General features: G+C 34.1%; 18 protein-coding genes. 7 read left to right on the top strand and 11 right to left on the bottom strand.

Annotated features, from left to right (window positions below):
• The first annotated feature begins 135 nt into the window (after positions 1-135).
• Positions 136-531, top strand: coding sequence for a hypothetical protein (locus PBT89_RS10310; RefSeq protein WP_270061830.1), 396 nt, complete (start codon positions 136-138; stop codon positions 529-531).
• 118 nt (positions 532-649) lie between these two features.
• Here PBT89_RS10310 and tssD read toward each other — a convergent pair whose 3' ends face one another.
• A complete protein-coding gene (tssD, locus tag PBT89_RS10305; RefSeq protein ID WP_270061829.1) occupies positions 650-1051 on the bottom strand; it encodes a type VI secretion system tube protein TssD in 402 nt (133 codons plus the stop codon).
• A 12-nt stretch (positions 1052-1063) separates the two neighbouring features.
• Positions 1064-1753 carry a hypothetical protein gene (locus PBT89_RS10300; RefSeq protein ID WP_270061828.1) on the bottom strand — a complete coding sequence of 230 codons (690 nt, stop codon included), beginning with the start codon at positions 1751-1753 and terminating at the stop codon, positions 1064-1066.
• Between the two features lie 300 nt (positions 1754-2053).
• On the opposite strand from PBT89_RS10300, the gene PBT89_RS10295 reads away from it, so the two are divergent.
• Positions 2054-4444 (top strand): WG repeat-containing protein, encoded by a 2391-nt coding sequence (locus PBT89_RS10295; RefSeq protein WP_270061827.1) that lies wholly within the window; start codon positions 2054-2056, stop codon positions 4442-4444.
• A gap of 165 nt (positions 4445-4609) precedes the next feature.
• On the top strand, positions 4610-5803 hold the full coding sequence (locus tag PBT89_RS10290) for a hypothetical protein (RefSeq protein ID WP_270061826.1): 1194 nt from the start codon (positions 4610-4612) through the stop codon (positions 5801-5803).
• Positions 5804-5830: 27 nt separating this feature from the next.
• On the opposite strand, the gene PBT89_RS10285 is transcribed toward PBT89_RS10290, so the two are convergent.
• From PBT89_RS10285 to PBT89_RS10255, 7 genes are all read right to left on the bottom strand, one after another.
• Positions 5831-6148 carry a hypothetical protein gene (locus PBT89_RS10285; protein WP_270061825.1) on the bottom strand — a complete coding sequence of 106 codons (318 nt, stop codon included), beginning with the start codon at positions 6146-6148 and terminating at the stop codon, positions 5831-5833.
• A 1-nt stretch (position 6149) separates the two neighbouring features.
• Entirely contained in the window at positions 6150-6791 is a 642-nt protein-coding gene (locus PBT89_RS10280; protein ID WP_270061824.1) for a hypothetical protein, read from the bottom strand.
• A 12-nt stretch (positions 6792-6803) separates the two neighbouring features.
• Positions 6804-8552, bottom strand: a complete 1749-nt coding sequence (locus tag PBT89_RS10275) for a hypothetical protein (protein ID WP_270061823.1) — start codon at positions 8550-8552, stop codon at positions 6804-6806.
• A gap of 35 nt (positions 8553-8587) precedes the next feature.
• Positions 8588-8956, bottom strand: a complete 369-nt coding sequence (locus PBT89_RS10270) for a hypothetical protein (RefSeq protein WP_270061822.1) — start codon at positions 8954-8956, stop codon at positions 8588-8590.
• A gap of 35 nt (positions 8957-8991) precedes the next feature.
• A complete protein-coding gene (locus PBT89_RS10265; RefSeq protein ID WP_270061821.1) occupies positions 8992-9405 on the bottom strand; it encodes a hypothetical protein in 414 nt (137 codons plus the stop codon).
• Positions 9406-9519: 114 nt separating this feature from the next.
• Positions 9520-14514: a DUF4132 domain-containing protein gene (locus PBT89_RS10260; protein WP_270061820.1), complete on the bottom strand. Its 4995-nt coding sequence runs from the start codon at positions 14512-14514 to the stop codon at positions 9520-9522.
• Positions 14515-14793: 279 nt separating this feature from the next.
• A complete protein-coding gene (locus PBT89_RS10255) occupies positions 14794-17058 on the bottom strand; it encodes a serine hydrolase domain-containing protein (protein WP_270061819.1) in 2265 nt (754 codons plus the stop codon).
• 336 nt (positions 17059-17394) lie between these two features.
• On the opposite strand from PBT89_RS10255, the gene PBT89_RS10250 reads away from it, so the two are divergent.
• From PBT89_RS10250 to PBT89_RS10235, 4 genes are all read left to right on the top strand, one after another.
• A complete protein-coding gene (locus PBT89_RS10250) occupies positions 17395-19908 on the top strand; it encodes a TonB-dependent receptor (protein WP_270061818.1) in 2514 nt (837 codons plus the stop codon).
• Between the two features lie 11 nt (positions 19909-19919).
• On the top strand, positions 19920-20858 hold the full coding sequence (locus tag PBT89_RS10245; RefSeq protein WP_270061817.1) for an alpha/beta hydrolase: 939 nt from the start codon (positions 19920-19922) through the stop codon (positions 20856-20858).
• On the top strand, positions 20858-21790 hold the full coding sequence (locus PBT89_RS10240) for a glycerophosphodiester phosphodiesterase family protein (RefSeq protein WP_270061816.1): 933 nt from the start codon (positions 20858-20860) through the stop codon (positions 21788-21790). The genes PBT89_RS10245 and PBT89_RS10240 overlap by 1 nt, the downstream gene beginning before the upstream one ends.
• Positions 21791-22211: 421 nt before the next feature.
• On the top strand, positions 22212-23150 hold the full coding sequence (locus PBT89_RS10235) for a hypothetical protein (RefSeq protein ID WP_270061815.1): 939 nt from the start codon (positions 22212-22214) through the stop codon (positions 23148-23150).
• 31 nt (positions 23151-23181) lie between these two features.
• Here PBT89_RS10235 and PBT89_RS10230 read toward each other — a convergent pair whose 3' ends face one another.
• Positions 23182-25737, bottom strand: a complete 2556-nt coding sequence (locus PBT89_RS10230; protein ID WP_270061814.1) for an ABC transporter permease — start codon at positions 25735-25737, stop codon at positions 23182-23184.
• Position 25738: 1 nt separating this feature from the next.
• Positions 25739-26425 (bottom strand): ABC transporter ATP-binding protein, encoded by a 687-nt coding sequence (locus PBT89_RS10225; protein ID WP_270061813.1) that lies wholly within the window; start codon positions 26423-26425, stop codon positions 25739-25741.
• Positions 26426-26529: the final 104 nt, after the last annotated feature.

Genomic DNA, 26529 nt, shown 5'->3' with positions numbered 1-26529 from the left:
TAATAAACTAATTTAAAAGATAAGCAAGCAAACAGCATCACGGAATTCCGTGAGTTTTTATATTCATTAAAACAGGGCAATTTTTTTTCGGTAATAGCCAATACTTTTGAAGTATAAATTTCAATACAAAACATCATGGGATTACAAGAAAAAAAGACAGCAAAAGCAATTGAAGATCAGTATTTAGCAGATTATCAAAAAGAAATTAACGAAGTTGTAGGGAAAGAACTTCCTATAAATATTAATTGGGATACGTTTGAACTAGATTTTATGAAGTTTGTCCCTAGCGTTTGTTTACAACGTCTTACCGATGCGTTTAAAGAAGTTTGCGCAGATGAAATGGGGAAAGAAGCCGTGCAAGAAAGTATTAATACGGTAGAGGTTTATTGTGTAGCAAATGAGGGCGCAGAAGAGAAGAAAGAATTAAAAATAGAAGACGGTGTATTTTCGCTTACTGCTTGTTGGGGTGGTCACCACAGTGGTTATTTCTCTGATTTGGTGATTCGTGAATTTTTAGAAAATAATTTATAATCACTACTTTTAATACCTTATAAAAAACGGAAAACTGAATTCAGCTTTCCGTTTTTTTTGGTTTTATTTGATAGTTCAATAATTAAAAAAGGAACAAAATTTTGACTTCAATAAGCTATTAATTTACTGTTACTTTATTAATGACAACTCCTTTTAAATTTGCAGAAAAATAGCCGTTTTGTTGATAACCATTATTCTCGGTAAACGATTGATTATAGCTTTGTGCAATAGATTTTTCAAAATTGAGGGTTATATTGGGTGTATCTTCATTTTTAAAGAAAATTTTTATAACTCCAGACCAATCGCTAGGGTGGTTGGCAATCCATTCTAAAAATAGTTTGTCTGGCTCGTTATTATTACAACCAGAGGCGTAGACATCTATTCTTTTTTCAGATTCATTATTTAAATCGTATGCAGTAGATATGCTATAATCAAATTGCTGTAAACTATATTTGTTTTGTGTATTCTCATCTTTGTTTAAAATGAGATCAATACGATCTATAACAGTATTAGGTATCATATTATTTAAATTTTATAAGTTTTTTTCAATTTCATTTTGAAGTTGCATTTTACTAAAAATGCTTTTCCATCCTTTTTCAATATTGAAGCTAATAGTAAACGAGCGTTCGTTAAGCGTTACGGTATTTTCTTCAGAAAAATTAAAGTTAATCGTATCAATACTTTCTGAAAATGCTTCTTTGGCCAGGTTATTTTCAGCAAGCGTAGTTATAGTTTCTTTTATGAAAGCAATTGCTTTTTTAGCGTAGAATTTTTCGGTGTCTGTTGTGTTTTCTCCTGCATCAAATTTGATTTTCAATTCTTTACCTAAAGATTCTTGAAGTGCTAAAACGGCAATCTTGATCTCTTTTTTTAATTGAAGCTGTGTTGGAACGTCTTTAGAATCTGGCGTAAACGGTATTTTACCATCAGATAGCAGGTGCACGTAATCTTTTACGTTTTGTAACATAATACACGATATGCTATGAAAACTTACATATTGTAAATCGGCCTCGTTATCGTACCAATTTCCTATTAGAACCACCCCTTTATCGGCATCGTAGTTTATAAAATAACCAGAAATAGTGCCATCTGTATTGCTAAAGCTAATTTTTGGCATATTTGGGTTCTCGCGTTTACGCTCGTTGTCTGCAACTTCCTGAAGTATTTTTAAAACCTCACTCGTTTCTATAACTGGTAATTGTAACATTGTTTTAAAGTCCATCGTGTATCGTATTTGTGTACTACAAATTTGGACTTTTAGCGTTGTGTTTTTATACCGGTATTCCGTGAAATTTAAAGTTCATCTCAGTAAATTTCTAGAATGTATAATTCTTCTTAAAAAATTCATAAACCCTGAAAACAGGGAGTACTTAGTTTCAGAAAATCAGTTTTTTTGAAGTCTAGTTGAAATTGAAAAAATGACAGCAGTTTTGTATTAGCGTAAAGTATGGTATTCCTGCTGCAATCACTCTTTAACCTGAGTTAATAAAGTTTTAAACACCAAAGATAGAAAAGCAATAAAATGAAAATCGCCTCAAATTTTAATTATAATATTTTATTACTAAGCGTAATAGGTCTTTTAAATGCTTGCGACACTTCTAAAAGCTTGGCCGAACATAAAACAGAAGCTTCTAAAACCGTGACCGATACTATGGAATTCGATAAAACGTCTCGTTTTTCTTATGGTATTTCGCGGGTAGAAAAAGATAGTAGCAGTTTTTTTATCTTCAAAAATGGGCAACCTGCATTTCAAAAAATATTGCAACAATTCCATCCATTAGACAGTGTTTCCGCTGCTAATAATGGCACGGTTCGGTCTTATCCAAATGAAGAAAAAATAATGCGAATCGTGCAGCTTGAAAATGGAAACTATGGAATGCTGAATCACGCAGCAGAATGGATATTGAAACCGGAATATGATAAAATTGAATTTGTATATAATCGCTACGTGAAAATAGAAAAAGACGGAAAAATGACGTATACCGATTCTTGGGGTAAGTTATTAGTTCCCCTAAAATACGATACGGTTCAGATCATCTCTCCCCGCTATTTTGATGTAAAAAAAGAGGATAAATGGGGTATTTATGATGCTGAAAACGATAAAATTAGTATTCCTTTTGAATACGATCGTTTTGATTATTGTAGCGGTTGCGGGAAAAAGTCTGATTATTTTTATGCTGAAAAAAATGGAAAATGGGGTGTCATCAATCTCAAGAATGAAGTGTTGGTTCCTTTTAACTATGAACACATACACTCCAATATGCGAAGTGACGAATGGGTTGCCGCATTTAGAAAAGAAGGGAAAAACGTAATTATAAATATTCCGCAGCATAAAGAATTTGCAGCCCCCGAGTATGATAAATTTCAGATTGAAAACGGGCATTTAATAGCCGCAAAAATCATAAACAATCAGCGTTATTACGGTGTGATTAACCGTAAAGGAGAAGAAGTTATTCCTTTTGAATATTCAGCAATTTATAATTCTTATTCAAGCTTTCAGTCGGGACCTTATTTATCGATAAAAAAGGATGAAAAATTCGGAATTATAGATACGTTGGGAAATGTTATAATTCCACCAAGTTATAAAAGACAATTACGCGTGCAAGGTCATTATTTTATTAGTAGAAAAAACGGCAAAGTTGGCGTGCTTAATTCCGAGAATAAAGAAGTATTACCTCATAATTATGATGAGATTATTTTAACTGAAATGAAAATTGCCGAGAATAAAACGGAATTTATTTTTAAACTAACATCCAATGAAAAATATGGGTTTTATTTTCCAAAAACGGGTGAAATTATTCGCCCAACCTATGATAAGATCAATTTTCTAAGCAATGGGCAGCGTACGCCTTATGTATCTAGAGCCAAAAATAACGGATTAATTAGCTTAGAGAAAGACGGAAAGACCACACTCTATAATCTAAATGCCAATACTATGATTGCTGATAGTTATGTTGATTATAAATTTCTTCCATATCAAAAAATGGTGGTAAGAGCAGAGAATTATGGAGATCAAGGCCTTTATGATTTAAAAGAAAACAAGTTAATTCTACCCATAAAATATAAATCTATACAAGTTTTTAAAGATCAACCTAAGCTCATAAAAGTGATAAAAGAAGTAGGTGATTACCAAACCCAATCGGGTCTTTTTGATGATACGGGTAAAGAAATTCTACCTATAAAGTATGACGATATTAAACAAATTGATCCGTCAAAATTTTTATTGCACGAAAAAGATAGCTTGTATTATCTGTATTCGGTTAAAAATCATAAAAAGGAAAAGCTCCCTTTTTCTAAAGTCAGTGTAAATGACAGCACTTCCTTATTAACTGTTCGAAAAAATGAAAAATGGTATTTGTACGATTCTAAACAAAAAAAGCGCTTGTTAGAAGAAGGATATTCAGAAATATACCAATTCAGAAACGGAAATTATATTGTCATCCAAAAAGACAGCACCAATCAATTAAAATTTGGTTATGCCGATAAAGAGGGAAAAATAATTGTTCCGGTAGCATACGATATCAGACCTACAACATATTTGCCTAGTCTTGAGAACAAGCGGTATTTATTTTTGAAGAAAAAAAACAAAGCTACGGGTAATATGCTACAAGGCTTTGCGACTTTTGATGGAAAAGTTGTAGTTCCGCCACATTTTGATAAAGTATATCCTGATGGAAACGGAAATGGTTTTTTTACGATGAAGAATAATCACTACGGCATTATTACGGCTGATGGAAAAGAAGTATTAAAGCCGCTATATATTATCGGGATTGACGGTCCTTTTAATAGTCGCACGCTAGAAATGGATTTTCACTTTCCGGTACCTTTTCAAGAAAATAATACTTGGAAATATATGACGGAAGACGGAAAAATTTTACCCATAAAAGCGAATGATTTAATCCTGTTTCAATAAAAAAGAATAATCAAAATACGCCTTAATTTATGTAATCGCCAGAAAGCTAATAGTTATTGAAGTTTCTAGCCTTCAAAACAAAATCACTGAAAACAGGGTGTATTTTTATGCCTAGAAATGAGTTCTTTGCCATAGTTAATTACCCTGAACTAAAACGACTAAAAAATGCTATTTAAACAGATTAAACAAACAATATTCCTTTCCCTAATGTGCTACAGTGCCTTTACCAATGCTCAAACTAAATTATTTGTGGGGTCTTATACCCATAGTAAGATGGAGTTCGCCGAGCAAATGCATATTTTGGAGTCACATCGTTTTTCCTGGCAGCAAGTATATGGCGCCAGTGATATTGATTTAAGAGGAAAGTGGATTATTAAAGGAGATACATTAATCGCAACGCTAGATCCAATTCCAGACAATAAAAATCCTGGTGAGTTAGAAGCTGTTTTAACACCATCTGGAGATTTAAGTTTATCAAAATTTAATGATAAAAGTACTGTTGAACCTTATATTTTTAAGCGTTCTGAATATAATTTATCTCAAGATGTAGCAGAAAAATTGGCTCAACCTATTAATCATTCAAAATTAATAGCATCAAAAAAGAGTCCATTAGAAAGACAAAATGAAAAGGCAAAAAAACGCTTTGAGAAATTTAATAAAGAGAGAAAGCAATTAGGGAAATATCACGGTTTTTTTAAAAGTGATGATCTAGATGCTCCTGTAATTTTAGGATTAAATGCTAAAAGAAAGCAATTTGTAGTTAAAAAACCAGCTACTGAAAAAGGTGCGGTAAATTATTTTCAGGGAACATTTACGGTGAAAAACGATACCGCTTATGCAACCACAACTGCAGATCAAGATGAAATTAAACTTTACGGATCGCATTCTGATGATTTAGCTGAAAACGAGCTCATAATTTATTTTAGAAAACTCGACTTGAACAATCTTCAAGTAAAAGTTGGTGAAAATTTTGAGGAAGCTAATTTTATTTCTTCAAAAAAAATAAAAACAGAAAATGATAGCGTTCAATATGTACAGCTAAAAAAGGGAGATAGTCTTTGGGTGCGTATCGGTAAAAAAGAAGCGCATATTTATAATTTTTCGCTTCAAGATTCAAATTACAATCAACTTTTACTTCAACCAAATTACGCACACGTAGAAACCTGGGTAGAAAAACCGATTTATATTACCGATGAAGATGAAATTAATTCACTTTACGATGGTAAAATTACTTTAAAGCTTAGTACGCCAGAACGGGTACATCCTCGATTTGGTATGATGCCGTCTACTCCCAAGTTTAATGGGAATAGATACTTTTCTATAGATCGAGAACAGCTTTTTAAGCTTCAGAACGACTAAACTTCAGTTAAAGATTCGGCAAGATTTTCAACATTCATCGTGAAGCAAATCCAAAATTTTTAATTCTTGAAGTTCCTTATCAAAAACAAACGACCCTTCTCCAGAAACTAGAAGGGTCGTTATGTAATTTATTCCAGTTTCGTGGGGTTCTTCTATATTTAAATCAAAAGAGAATTCGGCATTTTTAAATTGAAAAGTATTGTTTGCTTCATTTAACTGAATATCTTCTGCTGCTAGTTTTACCTGCCAAATACTAGGTGCATAATTTCCCAGCTCTTTTTCTAAGAGCAACTTAGACCAGCAGCTATCCATATTACAAACCAAAGCAGCCAATTTTCTTTTCATCTTAATAGTAGTCGGCACTAAATAAGAATGAAAGTTTTTCATGACTGAACTTTTTTTTCAGTTGAGTATAGTTAGGGGTCATTAAATTTTGAAAAGTCTTTTCTGATATATTATAGCCTCTAAATTTTGAAAAGTAGTATTTCACTTCTTTTAATTTTAGTTTCTGAAAATAGTCAGGAATATCATGTTCAAAGGTACACGCATTAATTCCTAGATATTGTAGATGTTCGAGATCGGCAATCCATTTAGGAAAATCGACAAAATGTACCCCACCTAAATATAACGTTTCTAAATTTGAAAACTCTTTAACGTAATCCGGAAGTTTTTCCATTTTATGATGCGGATTAAAATCGATAAGATCGAGCTTGGTTAAACTTTCTGGTATGCTTGTAACATCATCGCCAATGCCCATCAGATGTAGTCTTTGTAAGGCAGTAAACCGATCGAGCTGAGCATAAGCCTTTTGATTGAACGAATAGCATAACGATAGCTCGAGATCGTTTAGTTTGGGAGCCTCTAAAGCTGTTAAAGACGATACCTCTGTACGCGATAGTGACAATTTTTTTAATTCTGGAAGCTGTACTGCAGGAAAATCGTTAATTAGTTGATTATGTTGAATGGAGAGCGCTTGTAAATTAGGCATTTCTTGAAGGAGTTACGCTACATTTTCTGCTTTATAATACGCTAATTTAAGTCCTTTTAAATGCCGAGCCGGATGGGCATTTAGTGCAACTTCGCTTTCATTTTGATTTTCTATAAACAGTTTTTCGAGTTGCGTACAATGTTTTAAAACATCTTTAATTACCGCTGTAGACCAAATAACCTGTAGTTTTTTTAAGTATTCAGGTTTAGGAAAATAGGCAGAATAGTCAGTTTTAGGAGCTGCTTCAAGAAAAGACACATCTAAGGTGCTAGCTACAATTTTACTAAAAAAAACTTCCATATTGCTAATATTTAAAGATTGAAATAAAGCACTTTCAGTTTGTATCAATCTTTCTCCCGCAATAAGCTCTTTAATAGCTAGAATGTAGAGGTTATTAATTTTTTGAGGAAGCACATCACTTTTAATGGATAGATTAGGACATCGTTGAATTTCTAAAGAGTCGAGTAGTGCTACATTTTTTAAATTTTCAGGAAGTTTTTCTATATCAGAATTCCATATTTTTATGGATGATAAATTTGGGCATGCTCCTAAGTTGTTAAATAAAGTCTCACAATTATTTATTCCAAAACATGCAATGGTTTCTAAGGCTGGTAAGCGTTCTAGGCCTGTAGAAAGTTGAGGTAGTTCACTAATTCTGTAAATTTCTAACTCTTTTAAATTGAGGAAACTTTCAGGATGTTGTATTATATAAGTTAAGAAATCTACTCTATATAAAGTTAGTTTTGTAACTTCTAAAGGTTTACCGGTGTTTATAATTTTTATCGAAGCATCTAATTGAATAACACCTATATTCGGCATAAATGCGCAAGCATCTTCAATAGTTTCAACCTTTGGTACTTTATTAAACTGAACTTTTTTTAGTGTATTTAATTTTGGAATATAGTGTGGTATTTCAGTAAGCTTAGGGCAATCAAAAACTTCTAGTTCTTCTAATTTTTTTAAAGAAGAAAGATCGGGTAGGCTTTCTAAATTTTCCAATTTTTCAAATTCCAATACTTTTAGAGAAATCGGTAATTTTAATTGATTAATCTTGGAAGCGTTTACGCCTTTTAATTGTAAAGTTTCAAGATTGCAAAGTTGCTGCAAATCTGTTGGTAATTCTAAAACTACGTTTTTTTCAGCACTAGACTTATTAATCGAAAGTTCTTTTAACTGTTTTAATTGGCTGAAATATTTTGGAAACTCTTGTAAATATGGCGTTTTTAACGTTAAGGTTTCTAAGTCTTTAAAATTGCTGAAAGAATTTGGCAGATTGCTGTAGTCGCCTTTTATTTGAAGAATACGGATTGAGTTTAATGCTCCAAATTCTTCGGGAATTCCATTAGCAAATATGTTATTGATAAATAATCCGGTTATCCCCTGAAATCGTAAAATAATAGAAGGATCTTTAACTATTTTTTTAGCCACACTTGCTTCGTCTAAAAAAAGCCGTGTATAGCCCAACATTTGATATAGTTTGCCAATAGGGAAATCGAGATCTATAGCTGCAAAATGAACAAGAGTACTAATTACTTTTCCGGTATCATCTAGTTTTTCAGGGAGCTTATTACGGGTTTTAAAAGCTTTTAATTGCGCTTTATTGGCGTGTTTTTCTAAAACTTCTGTAATTTCTTGTACAACTTTTTTATTTCTGTAAAGTTTACCGATTATAAAAAGTTCATAAATACTTTCCTGCGGAAAATTACTTTTTTCTTGTAGCTGTTTGTAGTAAGATTCTATATTTTTCAGGCTAAATTTCATGGCAATTCTATTTTTAGCTTTTACTAAGTTTATGCTTAGTTAGAAAGTTTATACGTATTCATTTTTTTAAGAATAACCGGCGTAAACAAAGCGAACCGTGCATTAAATTCTTCTTGTGAGCTTGCAGTATTTAAGTTGTTCACCATGGTTACCCAAGTATGCATTATTTCGTCTTCTGGATTTTCGTGTTCAGTTTCTATGGCAATAGCTTTGGCTAAATCTAAATGATCGTCTAACTCATAAAAACCCGTTGGTTTAACTAGTTTAAAAACTTCTTCCAGTTTAGGTTGGGTAGCGAGTAATTCGCTAGGTTGAATTTCGGATGAATTTGAACTTAAGCTTTCAAATACATCGACCATTAAATTTTGTACGTCATCATTTATACTTTTATCTAAAATTTGCATGATTTATTTATATTTTGAATTATATATTTTTTGATTTACCAATACGTGCCGACTAAAAACGTCATTCTTATAAAGGCAACAACACTTTCTGAAGTAAGCTGCAACGGCGTTTGCAAATCGGTAACTTCTTCATCGTCGATGAAGACCAGAAATAATCCGTCTTTAAATGCGATGAGTACATTATCTATAGCTTCTTGTTCGTTAGCTAAATTTTTATTAGCTAACTCGCCAAAATCTACTTTACCGCTTTGGGCTTGATTTTGAATTTCTGACGGGCTTAAAAAACCAATCACATTTATTTCTAAGCGTTTTTTATTGAATGCTTCTACCTGATTTTTTACACAACCAATAAGTAAGTCTTCTAAGGTTTGTGGGGTTTCTGCTAAGGTGAACGGTATTTTTTTTACCTTTTTTTTACCTAATCTTTTTAATTGTAACGTGAGTTGCATAGTTAACGTAACTTTTGCGTTAGCGATTGTCGTGAAAAGTCCACAGTGCGACAGCACCCGGACTTGTAACAGAAAGCGCGCCCCACGAGAGTGGGGAACGCCCTAATGCTAATTTTAATTATTGATTTGCGCCAAAATGGTTGGATCTTGTATTTTATGGTCTTCGGCAAGCAGTTTCATTTTAGAAATAAGCTCGGCGGTTTTAGGATCGTCATCTACAAAAGGTAAAAACATACGGCCACGATGCTGACTGTGAACCGGTAAGATGGAAAGCGCTAATCCGTTTTTGCTGACCTGCGCACTACCTAAATGAATGCTGTATTCGCCAAGTTTTCCTTTAATGAGAATATGTCGATTTTTAACTTCAATATTATCAAGTTTAAAGAGTTTGGCAGATTCTTCGGCTAGAGCTGCACGCATTTCCATGGTGCTGTGGCTGGCTTCCGGATCTACACCACCCACATGAGCAACACTAACCACCAAATCGATATCGCGCATAATTTCGCTAAATACTACCGGCGGAATTTCGCTAAGCGGAATAGGTTGATAATCGGTTAACGAGTGGAAGCAAACTTCTTCTAAAGTTGGCGCTTCTACATCTGAAGGCGAATACCAGTCGGCCATGGCATACATAGTCGCCATAAATCCGCGTTGGTGATATACTTTTTGCAAACCTTCGTCTCTATTTACTGTCCAACCACGACTGCGTAATAAGGCTACAGTTTTATTGGGTTGAATTTGATGCCCTTCGTAGCGTTTTGATCTATAACCGGTTTCGCGTTCTTCTTCGGTAACTACATACAACTCTCTAAATACCTGTTTAAAAGGTTGTACGATGCGCTCAGCAAAAAGATGTTTTTGGTATATATCCCATTCTACGGTTTGGAAAAGGTGAGAAGGATGGGCAATCACTAACACGTCTTCTTCTGCTAATGCATGTTTTTTACCAGAAACATCGGTTAAAGTAGCTTCATGATAAAAACCGCTAATTTCTTTTTCCGGAGAAAATAATACCAATTGATTGAGCATCGCTTTTACAATAGGATGCAGCATAAGCTTATGAATTTCTGCTGCGGTAAATTGATCTTCGTTTACCATTGCATTTTCTAAAGATAAACGCGTTCTTTTGTATTGCTGTGCTAAATAGGTTTTATGTTCTTTTAATTGAACAACCGATTTTTCTTTGCGGTATTTTGCCGGAATATTTTTAAGCGGTTTGCCCGCTTTGGTTACTTGAATACTTGCTTTACCTAACTCATTAATCACCAATTTTAATTCGGTTTCATCGAGCGTTAGGCTTGCATTTTCCATAATTTCTTGCGTAGCTTTTGCTTCCATGGCCCAACTGAAACGTACACGGTCTTGGTAGCCGGCGTTTCTAGATAAATTGTCTAATGCAATTTCTACAGCTAATTTTTCGCTTTCTTGACGCTGTGCTCCAAATTGCTTGCTTTCTTTTAGAAATTGCTGCAACAGATTGTAGCGTTTTAATAAATCTTTTTCGGGTACGGTTTTACTAAGCGGAATTAGGCCTAAAGCACGCACATAATCTTTGTCTCTTTTTTCTTTTACTTTCTTAAGCGTTTCGGTAATTTTTACTTCGCCTAGCATCACACTAGAATACAATTTAACTTGGCGGTGGCCGTTTCCGTCAGAAATATATTTGGCGGCATCGTGTAAAAGCTTCCAATTCGATTTTCCTAAATCTTTATACACTTTATTGAACCAATCAATATCGATAGCGCCAATGGCAAAATCTGATTTTGGAATGTTAGAATACCTGGAAATGATTGTTTCTTTTTCGCTACTCATATAATCTGAAACATGCGCCTGAAACCACCAAACGGCATCTTCTAACTTTTCTAAGCCTAAATATTCTCCTACATAACCTGCCCATTGCGTGGCGTAACACGCCAATTCGATTAAGCGTTTTTTAGGGATTTTAGCTTCATCGGCAAGTGCTACAAAATCGGTATAACTTTCTGATTCTTTAGGAACACTTTTTCTAAGGATGGCGCTAAATTTAGATTTTTTACTGTCTCCATAATAGCTGTAACCACGCTCAAAAGATTCTTTACCTAAGCGCTGTAAAATTTCAAATACATAATGAGTGCCCGCTACTGTTTGTATATGGGCAATATAATCTGAAGCCTCGGTGGCTAAATCTCCACGCTCTAATTCTATTTGTAATAAATTAGTTTTTAGCGGTAAAAACACCTGTGGCGGAATAGGGTTTTTAGGTATTTTGCCACTACGTACTCGGTAATTTAAACCACCGTCTATAATAGACATTAATTCTCTAGAATATAGTGCTTGAAATAAGAGATCGTCATCATTAATTATATTTTTTTGATGTAATTTAATGGTGGTTGCTATATCGGGGCTAGGCATATCACTAGCGTTTTTAACTTTCTGTGAAGCTACATCTCGAAGTTGTGAAACCGGTTTAGGATGGCCTAAATACTGAGCAGTTAGGTACAGATGCAAATCCCAATATTTTTTTAGTTGATCTAGGTTTGCATTTTCTAATTCATTTTCATTTAGGGATCCAATAAGTTGCGAAGCAATAATCGTCCAATTGGAAGATTGTATGGAATAGCTGTTTTGTTTAAAGCCTGTTTTTTTATATTCTTCCGGAAAATTAGCAATTACATCTTCTAAAAGATCTAATTTGAAATTAATCATATTAGGCAGATCTTTATAAGCACTGAAAAGCCTATTTAGAACTCTTAAATACCATTGATTTTTTCCGTAATAAGAACGCGGATTATGGTCTATAGCCAATTTTTCTAAGTTAGGAATGTACTGTTTGGCAAAAGGAATAACCTTACCGTAGGTGCCGAAAGGGTTGCTGGCATTGGCTATAAAACGTATCGCCATATACATTTCATAATCGTTTAGTTTACTGTTTTCATACCATTCTATCCAAAGGTTAGCTAACGGAATATTATGTAATTCTTCTAAAGGAGTTGGGTCTTCTAGTTGTTTAATATCGTGAATTCCCTGTCCTAATAATGTAGTAACAGTTTCTCCCTGATAACCTTCTCGTTCATATTCATAATTACGCTGATTATCGATTAACATAATCAATTTATTTACTTCAACTATTATTTTTTCGGCATTTACAAAAGCTTTTAATTTAAAGCTTTTACCGGCTGAAGTAACGATACCCAGTTTATCAAAAAAGTTGGGTTTATTTTCAAATTTTGATTGTGGTATATAAAGCGAACTTAAATTACTATAATCTACCGCGCCAAAGCCATTACTAAAGGTATTTGCATTTTCAGACTGGTTAAACTTGTCTAAAAAAACTTGTTCGTTTTTGGTGTGTTTAGGGCGTTCTTTATACCGTTCAATTTGTTCTGTTATAAATTCAGGATATTTTTGATCGTTATCTAAAATCGATAAAATTTCTAGCCCTGCTAAACGCTGATTTACATTTTTAGCTTCTATTAAATGAAGGGTAGTGGTTTGTAAAGTTTGTTCCGGTTGATGAACCACTAATTCTATTAAAGCAGAACGTAAGGTTTTGCTTTTTCTACTTAGCAATTCTTCGGTTAGCATTAACTCTTCTTCATATAGCGGCATCACATAAAATAGTTGAATACCGGTAGCCATCACGGTTTCGTTACGGTTTTTTATGGCTTGATGTGCTAAATTTCTTTTCCAAGAACCTCGCTCGTAATCGTAATTAGCTTGCGGATTTGGTACATTTTTTTTGCCCCAATAATATCGATGACTGTTTGGGAAAACTTTGCGAATATAATTTTCCCTATGTAGAGAAGGTAAATTATCTATATCATCAGAAAGTAAGGCTAATTCTTCTTCGTTAGCATTTTTGATCAGAAAGTTGTAAAACGATTCTGATGAAGGTTGAAAATCATGCCACGAAAATATTTCACCTATTTTTTGTGATTTACCGTTATCTACAGCTTGAGCAACTTCATAAATTCGCTTAAAAGTATCGGTATCTAATTCAATTTGTGGCAAATTTAAAATCACCCAATGATCGATAGCCGGATCGTTCCCTAACTCTTTTTTAAAGTAATCTACAATAGAATAATTAGTCCGATTGGTTTTTGATACAAAATAGAGCGCGACTAGTTTGGTGTCTCTATTTTCTGTGGTGTAAACTAGGTTTAATGCTTTTTGATTAGCTACATCTACATCTATAATTCCTACCGCCCAAAGTGCTACATATACTTCTATATTGTCTTTACTTTCAAGCAGCTCATCAACGTTGTCAATATTATAGATTAAACTTTCAGCAAGCTGTAAAATTCGGTTAACGGTAGCCTTTTTAGGTGCTTCCCAATTAAAACCAAACCATACATTTACCGCACGAACCACACTGCTAAAACGAGCTAAATCATTATCTAAAATAAGATTGATAATGTATTTAAGTGCCCCCAGATGGGTTTCATCTAAACATTCTAAAATAGTTTGTCGTAAGCCTTCTTGACGTTGCGCTGCAAGAAGCAAATTACCTACCAATTCCCAGTTTTTTTGTATTGGAGTAAGTAATAGCCCTTTGATAAGGTCGTGACTTACACCGCCTATTTCGTCTTCACCCTGAATAATATCATCTACAACTTCATCTACAAGTTCTGGTTTATGTACCATAATAGCAGCAAAAAAATAGCTATTTCCTCTATCGTAATAAGTGCTATATTGTAGTTGTTCTTGAAGCGATAATCCGCCCATTCCTAAACGGCTAATGCTTAAAAAGCGTCTAAAAATATTAATTTTTTTAGTAAGCAACTCGAAAGTAGGTTTAGACCGAAAGGCTTTTCGAGAATAACCATCTTGGTAGGGTAGAGATTCGATAAGATGCCACATCACCCGTAAATAAGAAGCTTGAATGGGGCCGAATAAAAATACGCCTAATTTCATTCCTTCCTCACTCGCCCAAGGATTCATAGTTTCGGGTTCAGCAAAACTATCTACTAAATCGTAAGCAGTATAATAATTGTATTTGTCTTTATTAATTCTAGAAAGTACCCAGCCTAATTTTTGATAGGGTTCTGAAAATTGACTAAAATCCTCTTTTTTTAATGTGGGTTTTTTAAAAGTAGCTACGTATTTATTGGCTTGTTCTGTAGGTATCATAAGTTAGAATCTTAAGCTTTATTTTGCGTTAATCGATTTTAGCCGAAGTAAATTCTTCGTTCATTTTATATCTTAACGCAAGATAGTAGGAGCTTAGTTGATTTAACTCACGGTATTTAGGGATTTTTTTCTAAAAATATAAAATCATAAAATATTCCCCCTTCAATAAGTAGGGGGAATATTTTTTTACTAGATAGTTTAGGTTAAATGCTCCGAGGCTTGCCTAGAAATAATGAAGTTCTTTCTGATAAATGTCTCATGCATTTGTTCTGAGATAGTTTACTTAAAAAAATCTTTGTTCATTTTAACGAATTTTACACCATTTGTTCTTCCGTTGTCTATTTCAAAACCTATAATTTCATTGTCATTATTCCGAAGGTATTTTAAAGATTCAATGGGGTATCCGCCGGAAAATGTATCTTCTGTAAGATATTCAATTTTAATATTTTCAGGAAAAAGAAAACTTGAAACTTCTAATACTTCATCTTTTAAATGAATATGATATACGGTTTCAATTTCTGCACTATAAAAACTTCCGGTAAAATCTATAAGATCGATATTTTCTGAAATTTTTATTTTTTGTGCTTTATGCATTCCATGCTGAATTAATGTTAAAGAATCTGCAGTACCGTTGTTGTTTAAATGAAATTTCACCTTAGCATTTACTCCCTTTATTTTAAATAACGAATCAGATTCTGCAATAAGATCTATTTCTGGTTGACCCGTAGCTTGTGTATAGATTCGATCTCCGTCTTTCATGAAACTCATTACAAAAGATTGCATCTCTTCTAAAGAATATTTACCTAAAAGTTTTTCGAATTTGGTTACATCGTATACAAATTCTTCATCTTCTGGATTATTTGAGGCTATTTTAGTTGCGGTATGATTGCCGTTTTGCATCAAAGTTAAATGATCTGCTGTTCCGTCCTTTTTCAAATGAAATTTAACTCGAGCATCTACTCCTGCAATTTTAAAGATGGAATCAGATTCAGGAACAAGATTTATTTCTGGCTGTCCTGAAGCCTGGGTATAAATTCGATTACCATCCTTCATAAAAGAAAGAATAAAATTTGGCGATTCGTCTAATGCGTATTCTCCAATTAATTTATCGAATTTCTTAAGATTATAATCACCAGGTTCACTAGTTGTAGTATTTTCAAAATCTTCTTTAAAATAAATATCAGCAATTTTATTAGCCATTGAATTACTATTGAAAGCAGCATTATTACTTTGCATTATAACTGCGCCATCAAATTCAGGAAAATACATGAGCATTGATCGATGCGCATTATCGGCGCCACCATGTTGTATTCTTGCTTTATGTTGGTATTCATCGATAAAAAGTCCGAATCCATAATCTAGCGTGTCTCCATTTTTCAGCACAAATGGCGTCGTCATCGCTTTATAAATTTCCTCGCCTCCTAATTGATGAGATTTGAAGTTTTTAATCCATTTTTTAAAATCTGGCAGGGTTGTATAAATTCCGCCTGCTCCCCGAGAGTATTGCAAATCTTCAACTTCTACATATTTTCCGTTATCACCAATTTTGTAACCAGCTGCACGATTAGGAATAATCTCGTCGTTAGAAGCTCTAACCCGAGTATCATTCATATTTAAAGGGTTAAATACATTTTCTTTCATCCATTCTGGGAAAGGCATATCGGTAACACGCTCGACCACCAAACTGAGTAATACAAAAGCAGTATTATTATAATTGAATTTTGTTCCCGGCTCGTTTTGTAATTCAGATTGATTTTGGATACTTCTAATAATTTGTTCTTCACTAATTGGTAACGTAAGATCGCTACCGGTAAGACTAAACAGGTTTAAATACTCTCGATATCCATTAGTATGGGTTAATAGATTGCGTAAAGTTACTTTTTGATCGAATTCAGGTAATTCTGGAAAATACTTTCGTACATCATCATCGATGTTCAGTTTACCTTGTTGCTGCAATAACATAATCGCCATTGCCGTAAATTGCTTAGATGTAGAGCCAATATTAGTTGGAGTAGTAGTTTTAAACGGAATATTATAGCTAAGATTAGCCATTCCATACGCTTTTTCTAAAAGTGTTTTTCCTTCCTTGAAGACTAAAACTTCAGCGCCGGGAACATCTCCGGTATACCCAATTAATAACTGATCGACCTTCCCTTCTGGAGTTTTGGCAACAGGTTCTAATTTTAAAATTTCTATGCTATACTCACCAGAATCTTTTTTGAAAGGCACAACTTCAAGTCTGTAATTCCCCTCTTCTTTGGTTTTAAACATAAAGAAGTCGGGTCCTTTAGCGTCTTTATCAAATTCTTCGATGAATTTATTTTCTGGGGAATATAATTTTACTACTCCGTCCATGGTTTTTTGCTCTAATTTTCCATACACGAAGTAGGCTGAATCTAAAGCGATTTGATAGGAGTCAGAACTTTCTGAAGTTTTTAGTTCTCCTGAAATTGGCTCGTTTAGCTGAAGTTTTTGATTCTGGGCACACAGATGCACAGCATTCAGCATTATTAATAAAACAGTAAAGATGTTGGTTTTAGTCATGGATTGATGATTTTGATTGATGTTAAAATTCTATTTCTTAATTGGACGATTTTTTATTCCTAAAGGTTACAAAAATCTTCTTTAAATATAGCAATCTTTTTTCTGTCTATATGTCTAGTTAAGCTTATACAACTAGTCCTTGTATCTAAATTTTTATATGAAGCTTAAATTATCGTAAATATTCTAAACATTTGTAAATGGATATACAGTTATTGAATAATATAAAATTTACATAGCTGGTATTATAATAATATACAATTTAATTTAAGGAAATCTAGGAATAACAGGGCTTCCGGTACTTTTGTGGCGTAAAAATTATAAACCACAAATTTCATTATGCAAAAATTTTATTCTTTATGTGTGCTGTTTTTCTTTTGTTATATTAGTTATGCCCAAAATGGTGTAAAACTTCAGGGAAAAATAACTACAGAAGACGGAGAGCCTATTACAGGAGCTAATATTACTGTTCCTGAAATTTCAAAAGGAACAACATCAGATTATTCAGGAGATTATCAAATTCAAGCTATAGATAAAGGAACTTATACGATAAAGGTTTCTTTTATAGGATATCGTACGCTGACTAAAGAAGTGACTCTAAATACCAATACTACACTTAATTTTAAATTAGAAGAGTCGGCTTTCGAACTCGAAGGTTTAGTGGTTACCGCACAAAAAAGAGAGCAGAAAAATAAAGATGTTCCTATTGCGATCACTTCTTATGGAAACGAGTTTTTACAAAAACAAAACGTTCAAGAATTTGATCAACTTTCAGAATTTGTTCCGGGATTACAAATTCAGTTGCAAAGTGCAAATAACCCAGGGATTGTAATTAGAGGAATTACTAGTGATAACGGAGATTCTAGAGTAGAGCCTCGAGTATCGGTTTTTCAAAATGGCGTTTCTATTAGTAAATCCAGAGGATCAGTAGTAGAACTTTACGATATTGATAGAGTAGAAGTATTAAAAGGACCTCAGGGAACATTGTTTGGTCGTGGTGCCGAAATTGGTGCCATGCATATCATAAACAATACTGCAAAAAATGAAAATGCTGGTAAGCTAACTTTAGGTTATGGTAATTTCAATCAGTTTAGAGCTACAGGTTACGTAAATACTCCGCTTGTTAAAGATAAATTATTTGTAAGACTAGCAGGAATTTACAGCAAGCGTGACGGATTTATCGATAATCTTTCTGGAGGCGACTTAAACGGAAAAGAGACTTTAGCTTTTAGAGGATCGTTGAAATATATGATAGGGATGAATACCACACTTGATGTGATTGCCAACTGGCAACACGACACTCCTCCGGGAACGGCTTTTAAAAGTGGGACTTATGCACCGGTAGGTGGAGATACAAATCCAACTCATTTTGCAGATTTAGAACGAGGAAAAGAATTAGGTTTAGATCGTACGGTTTATGACATTACAGCAAACTTAAAACATCATATCAATGAGAATTGGGATTTCACTTCGATTACAGCGTATCGTGAATTCGATTCTGATGAAGCTTTTGATGCTGATGGTACCGCAGCTCCTGCTTTATTTTTTCATGAAATAGCCAAAGGAAAACAATTTAGCCAAGAGGTTCGTTTCAATTTTAGTGCAGATGATAAACTACACGGCTTTTTTGGAGGAAACTTTTTCTTTGAAGACGGATCACAAGCTGCGCCACTTATCACTAACGAGCAAAGTTATGGCGCTTTAATTTTAAGTTATTTAACCGGTAATCAGGATTTATTTATGGTAGATGGTGTTCCTCAATTCTTCCCAGCCATTCCAAACGATCCAGATACTTTTGGTCAAGCAGCCGGAGCTCCCTTAAATGAAGCTAATCGTGAATCGTATACCAACTATGGTAAAAATTATTCAGGAGATATTTTTGCAGATGTTTCGTATTCGGTTATTCCTAGTCTTTCTTTTACTTTAGGTTTACGCGGAACTTGGGAAAATATAAATGCCGGCTACGAAGTAGAAGATGCTGAAACACCAAGTTTTATAGGCGCATTGCTAAGCACCTATCCTAACAACTTATTTGCTCCAACTAATGGAAGACTAGAAGCAAGTGAAAATTTCTTATCAACAGTAGGTAGGTTTGCTGTTAATTTTGAAGCATCTAAGCAATTGTCTTTATTTGGAAACATTGCAAGAGGCAGACGCCCTAATGTAATTAACATTGATGAAACAGGAGCAAATACCTTAGCAGCAGAAAGTGTTTGGTCTTACGAGGTAGGTGCTAAATCATTATTCTTAAATAACCGTTTACAGTTTGATGTGAATGCGTATACGTACAAGTACCGTCACTTCCAAACTTCAATAACCACTTTCGATCCTGAAACTGGTATAAACACCAACCCAGATGATAGTGGTAGTGCAACCTCGTATGGTTTTGAAACAGCTTTTCAATATGCTTTTGCTAGAAATAGTAACTTCTTTGCGAACTACAGTTACATTGATGCAAGCTTCGATGATGAAGATGAAAACGGAAACGAGCAAGAATTAGCAGGAAATACCTTTAGATTAACCCCTAAACATTCATTCTCACTTGGTGTTAATTATCAGCCTTCAATAACTAAAAATATGGATTTATATGTTCGACCTTCATATAGCTATAAATCTAAAGTGTTTTTTGAAGAAACTAACAAACCCGGAGTTTCTCAAGATGCTTATGGTTTGCTAAACTTTAAAGTAGGAACAATCATTAATAAAAAATACGAAGTAAATTTCTTTATGAATAATGTGTTGGATGAAGAATATATAATCGATGGTGGTAACACCGGAGGAGGATTCGGAATTCCAACATTTATCGCAGGAGCACCACGTTTTTATGGTGTGCAAGCTTCAGTTAAATTTTAAATCAAACAAAAATGAAAAAGTATTTTTTAATCGGATTTTTATTGCTGAATTTAGTGTCTGTAATTGCTCAGCAATTAGAAAAAATTCCGTTGAATACATTAGATCAGTACATCACTTCCCAAGAAGAAGAGGTTAACGCCTTGAAAGCAAATAATGAAGCACATATTATTTGGGAAAAAAAGTACCAAAAAACGCCAATATCGATTGTGTATTTACACGGATTTGGCGCGAGTAGTAGAGAAGGCGAACCGGTAGTTTCTAAACTCGCAAAAAATTTTGGATGGAATGTGTATATGTCCAGATTACAGTCACACGGCATTGCTGCTGAAGATGCTTTCAAATCCTTAACCCCAGAAAACTATATTGCTTCAGCTAAAAAAGCTTTAGCTATCGGGAGAAAAATAGGAGAGAAGGTACTTTTAGTAAGTACTTCAACAGGCGGTACGTTAAGTTTAATTTTAGCTTCCGAAGAAAAAGATTTGGCCGGCTTAATTATGTATTCTCCATTTATCGGATTAAAAAATCCGGCGATGGCAGCGATAACTCAACCTGGTGGTAAAGAATTCTTTATCAACCAGATTGGTGGTGAAGTGCAACATCAAGATCGTCCTGCAGAAGAAGCAAAATATTGGTCTACCGATTATCATGTAAATGGTTATATAGGCTTAATTAAAATGCTTCAGCAAAATATGAAGCCTGAAACCTTTAGCAAAGTTACCTGCCCGGTATTTCTAGGGTATTATTATAAAAATGAAGAAGCGCAAGATCAGGTCGTTTCTGTGCCGGCGATGTTAAAGATGTATGCTGAATTAGGAACGCCAGAGTCCAAAAAAGAAAAAGTAGCTTTTCCGGAAGCAGGAAACCATGTAATTGCTTCCGATTTACGTTCTAACGATTGGGAAAATGTGTATAAGAAAAGCGTTGAACTTATAACTGAAAATATTAAATAATGAAAAAGATTTTGATACTTGCCCTAGCGGTAGTGGCTTTCTCTTGTAAAAATAAGTCAACTGAAAAATCGACAACAGTAGTAACTACAGCTGAAAATAGTGCTGAAAAAACATATGATTTCGATTTAGAAGGACACAGAGGAGCAAGAGGATTAATGCCAGAAAATTCTATTCCTGCCTTTAAAAAAGCTTTAGATCTTGGAGTAAATACACTCGAGATGGATGTGGTAATTACGAAAGATAAAAAGGTATTGGTTTCTCACGATTTATGGTTTAACCGCGATTTCTGTTTAGATTCTGTAGGAAAACCAATTGCAGAAAAAGATTCGATGCGTTTTAATATTTACCAACATACCTATGCTGAGGTTCAAAAATATGATTGTGGAAGTATCGGAAATCCTAAATTTCCGGAGCAAGAAAAGCAACACGTCACCAAGCCATTGTTAAACGATGTTTTCAACATGGCTGAAAATTATAAGTCTGAAAAAACTGGCGATTTTTCTTATAATATCGAATTAAAAAGCGATCCGCGTGCCGATAATTTATACCATCCAGAGCCTAAAAAATTTTCAGAATTAGTGATAAAGACCATTGAAGATTCAGGAATTCCAAAAGAGCGAATTGTACTACAAAGTTTCGATTTTAGAATTTTGCAGTATTTACACGAAAATCATCCGGAGTATCAACTGTCAGCATTAGTATATAAAGATGGGATTGATACGAATATGAAGAAGTTGGGTTTTGTGCCTGCAATTTACAGTCCGGAATACAATATGCTTTCTAAAGAGAGTATAGATTCTTTACATCAAAAAGAAATGAAAGTAATTCCATGGACGGTGAATGATACCACTGCCATGAAACAACTTTTAGAATGGAAGGTAGACGGAATAATCACCGATTATCCTAACCGAGCTTTGCCGTTTCGTTCGTAAATATTTAAAAAATATTGTTCAAAACCTCTTATTTCAGTTGAAGTAAGAGGTTTTTTTATGACCTGCTTTTTCTTCACTCCAATTCGTTTCAAGGTCTCATGCTCTTCAGTTTTTGATTTAATTATGAAATATTCATATTGGGCATATTTCGATTAATTTCTTCAACATATAAACTACCGATTTTAGCTTAAGATCCTTTAAATCCTAAAAATGATGAGATCCAGGATAAAGCGCAGTATGACGGCAGTTGAATAAAAATCTTCAGCGGTAAAAATTATCAATTTTTTCAGTCAAAGCGAGAAAAAACAGAAATAGAAAATAAATTTTATATTAAAACGTTATAGTTTGATCTATAATATTTTTTTGAAAAATCATTCATCAACTTCAATACTAGTATAGTATTTTAAATTCTACTTCAATCATGCAAAACCGTCTACCAGTACTTATTTTCCTATTAAGTTTCGTTTTATTTTCCTGTAGCGATGATGATAATATTTCGCAAATTCAGCCTTCTACAACTTACATCGAAATAGAAGCTGAAGGAGGCGACGCCGAAGTTTCATTTAAACAAGCTGATTGGTACATTTCAGAAGTTATTAATAAAAATGGTGACGTTAGTCTGTATGGAGATATTTATGCGGAAGATGGATCTATCCTTAGAGAAAATACTATTTTATCGCTAGAAAAATTAGGAACAATTTCATTGAATTGGCTTGATAGAGGATTCAAAATCTCTAGAGCAAATCCATCTTCGATAGAAATTCATGTAGACGAAAATAGTAGAAAAGAAGCTTTCAATTTTGCTATAGTAATAGCTTCTGGAACAGAAACTAAAGAAATCCATATACATCAAAAAGTATCTCAAGGTTATACGTTTAATAAAATTGAATATTTTCTTCAGGAAGAAGATGGCGATTCACTATTTTTCAGAAACGGAATGAGACGAAAATTTGATATTCTTAATCCTCAAAATATGTCATTTTCACCTTTTGGAGGCATCGATATACAAAGAAATTCTCAATTTATAAGCGAAGAAAATGACGCTTTTATTTGGTTGAAGAATGATTCGATTAGCGTAGAAGTACCTACAAGTATCTATGAAGGTGAAATTTATTTTAATGGTGAAAAGAATGAATATAAATCTAATGTTAGCATCAAACCCCACGGTTTCGAAACCATGGAAACCTTAGAAATTCCTGCCGGAGAATCTGAATTTTTAACTGAAATAGAATTCCGTAAACGTCAAGTATCTTATAAACTTTATTTGATAAATAATAGAACCAATGAGGAAAAAGTAATAGAAGGCAAGTGGATTGAAACAGCTCCTACCGGAAATTATTCAACAACACGTTTAGAATAAAAAATAAATGCCTTGTAGGCATATTTGCGGTTTAAACACTTTCCCGTCGTAACACTTGTAACGGCGGGTTTTTTATGACACTTCGGCTATTTGCCAAACCAATAATTAAAACCAGTATTGTGATTCCCGGGAATAAAACTCCAAACGGAATCCAAGATGGGATAAAAGTGGTTTCAAAAGCTAACCAGGCTAATAATAAACTACTAATTAGGGATAATAAAATCCCGCTTAAACTACCTAAACTACCTAAATAAATATATTCTAAAGCGGCAATTTTGAGTATTTGGTTACTTTTTGCGCCGATAGTTCTAAGTAGTACACTTTCTTTTATGCGCTGGTATTTACTGGTTCTTACCGCACCTAGCAATACAATAATACCAGTTAGAATACTAAAGAAAGCCATAAAATTAATAATCCAACTAATTTTATTCAGTAAGCCTTCAATAACTCCAAGAACCTGTCGTAAATCTAAAATCGAAACATTTGGGTATTTTTTAACCAATATTTGCTGAATTTCGGCAGATTTTTCAGCGTCCGGAACCTGCGTGGTCATCACATGAAACTGTGGCGCTTTTTCTAAAACTCCTTTTGGAAAAACAATTGAAAAATTAGTTTGCATACGTCCCCAATCGACTAATCGCGTGCTCGCAATTTTAGTTTTCATTAGTACTCCTTGTATATTAAAAGTCACAAGGTCGCCTACCTTTACCTGCGCATCTTCTGCGAAATTGGTACTTACTGAAATCGGAATGACTTCTGTAGCTGTAGTGTTTTTTACTTCAGGAATCCATTCGCCACCTTCAATATTTTCCGAAGCAATTAAAGAATCTCGGTAGGTTACGCGAAATTCATGACTTAAAATCCAACGGTTAATGGTTGAAGTGGAATCTTCCCGAATTTCATTTACCGATTTTCCGTTTAGATTCTGTACACGCATGGTCACAATCGGAATTGCCTCTAAAACTGGCAAATCTTGATTTTTAATAGTTTCAACAATATCTTTGGTCTGATTGCTTTGTACATCCAACAAAATCATATTAGCGCTGGTATTGTTGTTATCCAAAGTAGCTTGTGCTAAAAGAAGATCTTTAGTGAAATATAGTGTGCTGATTAAAAACGTACCAATTCCGATGGCTAAGATCAGAATCAGAGTTTGATTTTGAGGGCGAAATAAATTCCGAAGTGATTGTCGAGAAACAAAACTCCAGGAATCTGGGAAAAACTTTCTAATTGCATTGATAAATAATTGTGCAATACCGGCTAAAACGGCAAAAGTTACCAAAACACCACCGATAAATGATAGTGAATATTTCCAATCTTTAAGCAGCCAGAAAGAGAATAAAAATAGAAATAAAACGATTAATATTGAAATTCCAATAAGCGCTTTTCTTGATCTTGAATTCGAATTTTCTTGTACGCGTAAAACCTGAAGCGGGGAGACATATAAAGTACCAACCAGCGGATATAAGGCAAATAAAACCGACATTAAAATTCCTAACACAATTCCGGCTAGAATAACTCGATATGAAATGGATAACGCGATTTCTATGGGCAATAAACCTTCTAGAATAAATGGAAATGCATATTGTAAAATGACACCGAGGATACTCCCAATAATTCCACTCAAAAGTCCGATAAACGCAACCTGAATCAAGAAAATCAAAAAGCTTTGTTTTTTAGAAGCGCCCAAACATTTTAAAACCGCTACTGAAGTTAGTTTTTCTTTGATATAAATGTTTATAGCACTGGCAATACCCACGCAGCCTAAAAGCAATGCGATAAAAGCCACCAGATTTAGAAACTTACCAAAGTTTTCGTAACGTTTTCCTAAGCGTTCGCTAGTGGATAAATGCGTATCTAAATCGGCTTCTTCTTGGTCTAATTGCGGCCCTATTTTTTCGTCTAAATCGGCAAAATCTGTATTTTTATCAGCTTTAAAATAATACTCATAATCAATTCTACTCCCTGTTTGTATAAGTCCGCTTTTTTCAATGAATTCAAACGGAATAATCACGGGAGGAGCAATCGCACCAAAAAGCGAAGAACTGCCGGGAGCTTCTTTAAGTTCGCCTAAAATTGGCAGCGTAATTTCCCCAATTTTAATACTATCGCCAACCGCTAAATCTAACTGCAGCATTACCGTAGCATCGACTAAAGCAGCATTTTGATCTTGATAATTTTCAGCAGCAGATGCTGGTTGCGTTTCCAGTTTTCCATAAAACGGATAATCGCCTTCAATACCGCGAACACTTATAAATTTTGTCCCGGTTTTATTCGGAAAAGCCGCCATCGAGGCAAAGCTTATTTCGCGAGAATCGATGCCCAGAGAATCCATAATTTCAGTCACCCGTTCGTTGGGCGGATGGTTCATGTCTATAGTGAAATCGGCTCCCATTAGGGATTTGGATTGTAACGCGATATTATCCTGTAGATTTTCACCAAAAGACTGTATGGAAACTACAGCAGCAATTCCCAAAACGATAGAAGCCATAAAAAGCAAAAGCTTACGTTTACTGGCTTTACCATCTCTCCAAGCCATTTTTAGCAACCACGAAAATCCAGGTTTTGCAGTGTTTGTTTGCTTCATCTTAGATTCCGGTTTTTTGGTCGGAAACTATTTTTCCTCCTTTAATTTCTAGAATATGCTGCGTCATTTTGGCCAATTCCATATCGTGAGTAACGATCACTAAAGTAGTTCCCAATTCGGCATTTAATTCGAATAAAAGTTTAATCACCTTTTCCCCGGTTTCGGCATCCAGATTTCCGGTAGGTTCATCTGCAAATAAAATTTCAGGATCATTACAAAAAGCTCTGGCTAAAGCTACTCGTTGTTGCTCACCGCCAGAAAGTTGTGAAGGGTAATGATGCATGCGATGTTCTAAACCCACTTTTTTTAACAGTGATTTCGCTTTTGCTGTTGCTTGTTTATTTCCTTGTAATTCTAACGGAACAGCTACATTTTCTAGCGCAGTAAGTGTAGATAATAACTGAAAATTCTGAAAAACAAAGCCTACTTTTTGATTCCGAAGCAAGGCAAGCTCATCTTCAGAAAGGCTGCTTAATTTTGTTCCACATAATTCAATATCACCATTATCAATTTGGTCTAAACCGGCGCAAAGACCTAGTAAAGTTGTCTTCCCACTTCCGGAAGGACCTACAATGGCGAAACTTTCTTTAGCTTCAACTTCAAAATTAATATCGTTTAAAATTTGCAGTTTTTTACTTCCGCTATCGTAGCTTTTCTCTAGATGAGTAACGTTTAATATCTTTGCCATCGGATGTTGTGGGGCTTTTTGCTTTCAGCATACAAATTAAGAAATGATTTTAAGACCTTTTGAAATTTATCCCTTAAACTTGTTTAAATTTCTTTTTTGAAAAA

It is taken from the genome of Zunongwangia sp. HRR-M8 (assembly GCF_027594405.1).
GTDB lineage: Bacteria > Bacteroidota > Bacteroidia > Flavobacteriales > Flavobacteriaceae > Zunongwangia.
This window is presented reverse-complemented; position numbering and strand designations above follow the sequence as displayed.